Origin of the sequence: Eikenella glucosivorans (assembly GCF_016025525.2) — a bacterium.
In the GTDB taxonomy this organism is placed as follows: domain Bacteria; phylum Pseudomonadota; class Gammaproteobacteria; order Burkholderiales; family Neisseriaceae; genus Eikenella; species Eikenella glucosivorans.
In genome coordinates, this window is the sequence record NZ_JACSGR010000002.1 from 288,389 (window position 1) to 294,683 (window position 6,295).

Genomic DNA, 6,295 nt, shown 5'->3' on the forward strand with positions numbered 1-6,295 from the left:
CCGCCAGATGCCAAGAGAGCCGACAGGGCGGGGCGGATTTGGCGTATAATTGCGCACTCTTGTCCATTCCTTTTCTGCGAGTCTGCACCATGCCCATCCTCTTCCTGCGCGGCGAGCGCGCCCTGTCTGATTTCCGTGTTGACAAACTGCGGCAAAAAGCCGCCGCCCTGAGGCTACCTGAAACCGAAATCCGCAGCGAATACTGGTATTTCGCCGACTGCGCCGCCGCATTGGACGCAGAAAACGCAGGACGGCTGGAAGCCCTGCTGGCCGGGCAGGTAGCAAAAAAGCTGCCGCAGTCTTCAGCCGGCCTGCACTTGTTTTTGATTACCCCGCGCCTGGGCACAATTTCCCCTTGGGCATCCAAAGCCACCGAAATCGCGCATAACTGCGGTTTGGCCGGCATCAGCCGCATCGAGCGCGGCATGGCGGTGTGGCTTTCAGGCAGCCTTTCCGAAGAGCAAAAACGCCAATGGGCGGCTTTGCTGCACGACCGCATGACCGAATCCGTGCTGCCCGATTTTCAGGTAGCCGCCAAATTGTTTGCCCACCCCGAAGCGCAAACCTTCGCCACGGTAGACGTGCTCTCCGGCGGCCGCACCGCGCTGGAGCAGGCCAACACCGAGCTCGGCCTCGCCCTCTCGCCCGATGAAATCGACTATCTGCTGGAAAACTATCAGGCTTTGAACCGCAACCCCTCCGATGTAGAACTGATGATGTTCGCCCAAGCCAACAGCGAACACTGCCGCCACAAAATCTTCAACGCCGATTTCATCCTCAACGGCGAAAAACAGCCCAAGTCCCTCTTCCGCATGATCCGCGACACCCACGAAGCCGCGCCTGCCGGCACGGTGGTGGCCTATAAAGACAACGCCTCCATCATCGAAGGCGCCAAAATCAAACGCTTTTATCCGCACGCCGACGCCGCACAGGGCTACCGTTTCCACGAAGAAGACACGCACATCCTGATGAAGGTGGAAACGCACAACCATCCCACGGCCATTGCCCCCTTTGCCGGCGCGGCCACCGGCGCGGGCGGCGAAATCCGCGACGAAGGCGCCACCGGCCGCGGTGCGCGCCCCAAAGCCGGCCTCACCGGCTACACCGTTTCCAACCTCAATATCCCCGAGCTCAAACAGCCTTGGGAACACGGCTACGGCAAGCCCGCCCACATCGCCTCCCCGCTCGACATCATGATTGAAGCCCCCATCGGCGGCGCAGCGTTCAATAACGAATTCGGCCGCCCCAACCTGTTGGGCTATTTCCGCACCTTCGAAGCCGAGTTCGACGGCCAAATGCGCGGCTACCACAAGCCGATTATGATTGCCGGCGGCTTGGGCAACATCCAGGCCGAGCAAACGCATAAGCACGAAATCCCCGAAGGCGCACTGCTGATTCAGCTCGGCGGGCCCGGCATGCTCATCGGCCTGGGCGGCGGCGCGGCTTCCTCGATGGACACCGGCGCCAACGATGCCGCGCTCGACTTCAACTCCGTGCAGCGCGGCAACCCCGAAATCGAACGGCGCGCGCAGGAGGTGATCGACCGCTGCTGGCAGCTGGGCGCCGCCAACCCGATTATCGCCATCCACGACGTGGGCGCGGGCGGGCTTTCCAACGCCTTCCCCGAGCTGGTGAACGATGCCGGGCGCAGCGCGGTGTTTGCCCTGCGCGACGTGCCGCTGGAAGAACACGGCCTCACCCCGCTGCAAATCTGGTGCAACGAAGCGCAGGAGCGCTATGTGCTGTCGATTCTGGAGAAAGATTTAGACACCTTCCGTCAAATCTGCGAACGCGAGCGCTGCCCCTTCGCCGTGGTCGGCACGGCCACCAACGACGGCCACTTGCAGGTGCGCGACGATTTGTTTGCCAACCATCCCGTGGATTTGCCGCTGAACGTATTGCTCGGCAAACCGCCCAAAACCACGCGCACCGACCGCACGGTAGGGCTACCTGAAAAACCGTTTTCAGGTAGCCGCATCGGGCTGAAGGAAGCCGCCTACCGCGTGTTGCAACTGCCCGCCGTGGCCGCCAAAAACTTCCTCATCACCATCGGCGACCGCAGCGTGGGCGGCCTCACCCACCGCGATCAGATGGTCGGCCGCTGGCAAACTCCCGTGGCCGACTGCGCCGTAACCATCATGGGCTTCGACACCCACCGCGGCGAAGCCATGGCCATGGGCGAGAAGCCCGCCGTGGCGCTGTTTGACGCGCCCGCTTCGGGCAGGATGTGCCTTGGCGAAGCCGTTACCAACATCGCCGCCGCCAACATCGGCGAAATCGGCCACATCAAATTCTCCGCCAACTGGATGGCCGCCTGCGGAAATGCGGGCGAAGACGAAAAACTCTACCGCACCGTGCAGGCCGTGTCGCAGATGTGCCAGGAAATCGGCGTGAGCATCCCGGTGGGCAAAGACAGCCTGTCCATGAAAACCGTGTGGCAGGAGGGCGCGGAGAAGAAAGCCGTGGTGTCGCCTTTGAGCCTGGTGGCCACCGCCTTTGCCCCCGTGCAGGACGTGCGCAAAACCGTTACCCCCGACATCAAGCCGATGGCCGACAGCGTGCTGCTGCTGGTGGACTTGGGCTTCGGCAAAGCCCGCATGGGCGGCTCGGCGCTCACGCAGGTATATGGCGAGCTGGGCGGCGAAGCGCCCGATATCGAAGCAGGCTACCTGAAAAAGTTTTACGATGTGGTTCAGCAGCTGGTGCGGGAAGACAAGCTGCTCGCCTACCACGACCGCAGCGACGGCGGCTTGTTTGCCACGCTGGCGGAAATGGCGTTTGCCGGGCGGTGCGGGGTGGTGGCCGACATTGCCGAAACCGCCTATGCTTCACGCGCATTCCGAAAATGGGAAAGCGAACACGGCCGGGACGTGTTGGTGAAACGGGGCGATTTGTTCCAAGAATTGGTGAATCAAACCTTATTCAATGAAGAGCTTGGCGCGGTTATCCAAGTGCGCGAACAGGATTATCAGGCGGTTTTGAATTTGTTTAATACCGCATTGGGCGAATGCGCTTTTGAAATCGGCTATGCGGAAACGGAAATCGACCAGATTGCCCTGTTATTCCAAGACGCACCGATATTGGAAGAATCACTCGCCGACTTGCAACGTGCCTGGCAATCCACCTCCCACCAAATCCAGCGCCTGCGCGACAACCCAGCCTGCGCCGACAGCGAATTCGCCTTGCTGGCCGATAAAGAGCGCAGCAAACTCTTTGCTGATTTGAGTTTTGATGTGAGGCAGGATATCGCCGCCCCCTATATTTCAGGTAGCCTGAAGCCCAAAATCGCCGTGCTGCGCGAGCAGGGCGTGAACGGCCACGTGGAAATGGCTGCTGCCTTCACCCGCGCCGGATTCGATGCCTACGACGTGCACATGTCCGACCTGATGGCCGGGCGCGTGAAGCTGGCCGACTTCCAAATGCTCACCGCCTGCGGCGGTTTCAGCTACGGCGACGTGCTCGGCGCAGGCGAAGGCTGGGCCAAATCCATCCTGTTCCACAGCAGGCTGCGCGACCAATTCGCCGCCTTCTTCGCCCGGGGTGACACCCTCAGCCTCGGCGTGTGCAACGGCTGCCAGATGATGAGTAACCTCGCCGAAATTATCCCCGGCGCGGAAGGCTGGCCGAAGTTCAAGCGCAACGAGAGCGAACAATTCGAAGCCCGCCTGAGCATGGTGCGCGTGGCTCCATCCCCCTCGCTGGTTTTGGCCGACATGGCCGGCAGCAGCCTGCCCGTGGTGGTGAGCCACGGCGAAGGCCGCGCCGATTTCGCCCACTTGGGGCTACCTGAGAAACAGGTTTCAGCCGGCCTGCACACCGCCATGCAGTATATCGACGGATTGGGCCAGCCCACCCAAACCTACCCGCTCAACCCCAACGGCTCGCCGCAGGCCATCGCCGCCGTCACCACCGCCGACGGCCGCGCCACCATCATGATGCCGCACCCCGAGCGCGTATACCGCAGCGCCCAGATGAGCTGGCTGCCCGAAGAGTGGCGCGATAGCGAATTGGCCGGCTGGTACCGCATGTTTGCCACTGCAAGGAAAGCGTTCGGCTAAAGCGCAAGGCAGGGCAAAGGCTACCTGAAAACGTGAACACTATAGTGGGTTAAATTTAAATCAGGACAAGGCGACGAAGCCGCAGACAGTACAGGTAGTACGGCAAGGCGAGGCAACGCCGTACTGGTTTAAATTTAATCCACTATATTTTTCAGGTAGCCTTCCGCACAGCCTTAGCCCGAACCGGCGCATATCCGCTATAATCCGCACTTCCGTTTATCTTTAAGCATTCCCCAAAACAAATCATGGGACAAAAAATCCAAGCTGTAAAAGGCATGAACGACCTCCTGCCGGTGGAGCAGAAAGACTTCAAGCTCACCGCCGCCTTCTGGCAGGCCTTTGAAAACACCGTGGGCGCCTGGACGCGCCGCTTCGGCTACCGCCAAATCCGCACCCCCATCGTGGAGCAGACCGGCCTGTTCGTGCGCTCCATCGGCGAAGACACCGATGTGGTGGGCAAAGAAATGTATACCTTCGCCGATTCCAACGACACCCTCAGCCTCAGCCTGCGCCCCGAAGGCACCGCCTCCTGCCTGCGCGCCGTGGTGGAGCACAACCTGCTCTACAACGGCCCGCAGAAACTTTGGTATATGGGCCCCATGTTCCGCCGCGAACGCCCGCAGAAAGGGCGCTACCGCCAGTTTCACCAAGTGGGCGTAGAAGCCCTGGGCTTCGAAGGCCCCGATATCGACGCCGAAATCATCGCCATGTGCGCCGATTTATGGCGCGAGCTCGGCATCAGCCAATACCTCACCTTGGAAATCAACAGCCTGGGCAACCGCGAAGAGCGCGCCGCCCACCGCGCCGCCTTGGTAGGCTACCTGAAACAGCACGAAAACCAGCTCGACGAAGACAGCCGCCGCCGCATGCACACCAACCCGCTGCGCGTGCTCGACAGCAAAAATCCCGATTTACAGGAAATCTGCAACGCCGCCCCGCGCCTGGCCGACTACCTCGGCGAAGCCTCCCGCGCCCACTACGCCGGCTTTAAAGCCCTGCTCGATGGCTTGGGTATCGCCTACGTGGAAAACCACCGCCTGGTGCGCGGGCTGGACTACTACAACCAAACCGTATTCGAATGGACCACCGACAAGCTCGGCGCGCAAGCCACCGTGTGCGGCGGCGGCCGCTACGACGGCCTGATCGAAGAGCTCGGCGGCAAGCCTGCCCCTTCCATCGGCTTTGCCATGGGCGTGGAACGCCTGCTGCTCCTGGTGCGCGAATACGGCAGCTTTCAGGCCGACGCCGCGCCCGATATTTATGTGGTGCACCACGGCGGCGACACCCTGTTGGCCAGTATGCGCTATGCCGCTGCCGCCCGCGCCGCCGGCTTCAGCGTATTGCAGCACTCCGGCAGCCAAAAGCTGGCGGCGCAAATGAAAAAGGCCGACGCCTCCGGTGCCAAAGTGGCGCTGATTGTGGGCGAGGGAGAGCTGGCAGAAGGCACAGTGAGCCTGAAAGACATGCAGCAGGGGCGCGGGCAGGTGGGCGTGCCGGCTGCGGATTTGCTTAAACAACTGAATGAATGGATAAACTAAATGGCCGCATACGATTTAAAAGACCAAGAGGAAATTGAGAATTTCAAATATTTCTGGCGCAGCTGGGGGCGCTGGCTGTTTGCCCTGCTCGTGATCGCCGCCATCGGCTATTTCGGCTGGGTGCTGTACCGCAGCCACCAGCGCAGCGTGGGCAGCGAAGCCGTGGCCGTGTTCGACCAGTGGGCGGAAAACCAGCAGGCCGGCAAGCCCGCCGAAGCCGCCAAACTGCTCTCGCAGCTGCAAAGCGATTATTCCGGCAGCGTATCTGCCGCGCAGGCCACCCTGATCCAGGCCGGCGCTGCTTTCGACCAAGGCAAATACGACGAAGCCGCCGGCCACCTGAACTGGGTGCTGAAATACCATCAAGACCCGCTCATCCGCGCCCTAGCCATCCAGCGCCTGGCCACCGTGCAGCTGCAGCAGCAGAAATATGATGACGCGCTCGCCACCTTGGCCATGCCCGCCGATGAAGCCTATGCCGGCATCCTGCTCGAAACCAAGGGCGACGTGTATGCCGCGCAAGGCAAACGCAGCGAAGCCGCCGCCGCCTACAAGCAGGCGCTCGACAAACTGCCGCAAGATGATGAAGCGCGCCAGTTTTTGCAGCTGAAGATCGACCAGATGGGCTAAACGACAGATTCGAAAGCGAAGCGGCTGTTGCCAGACGGGGAATCCCGTTGGCAACAGCCGCTTTTGGTT

Annotated in this window: 3 protein-coding genes and 1 pseudogene; all 4 read left to right on the forward strand. The window is 61.4% G+C overall.

What is annotated here, in order from left to right:
- Positions 1–89: 89 nt before the first annotated feature.
- On the forward strand, positions 90–4,058 hold the full coding sequence (gene purL / locus H9Q10_RS03445; RefSeq protein ID WP_197902627.1) for a phosphoribosylformylglycinamidine synthase: 3,969 nt from the start codon (positions 90–92) through the stop codon (positions 4,056–4,058).
- A gap of 31 nt (positions 4,059–4,089) precedes the next feature.
- Positions 4,090–4,206: pseudogene (locus H9Q10_RS03450) on the forward strand (IS5/IS1182 family transposase); the annotation flags it as partial.
- Positions 4,207–4,303: 97 nt separating this feature from the next.
- On the forward strand, positions 4,304–5,596 hold the full coding sequence (gene hisS, locus H9Q10_RS03455) for a histidine--tRNA ligase (protein WP_197902628.1): 1,293 nt from the start codon (positions 4,304–4,306) through the stop codon (positions 5,594–5,596).
- Positions 5,597–6,226 carry a YfgM family protein gene (locus H9Q10_RS03460; RefSeq protein ID WP_197902629.1) on the forward strand — a complete coding sequence of 210 codons (630 nt, stop codon included), beginning with the start codon at positions 5,597–5,599 and terminating at the stop codon, positions 6,224–6,226.
- The last annotated feature ends 69 nt before the right edge of the window (positions 6,227–6,295 follow it).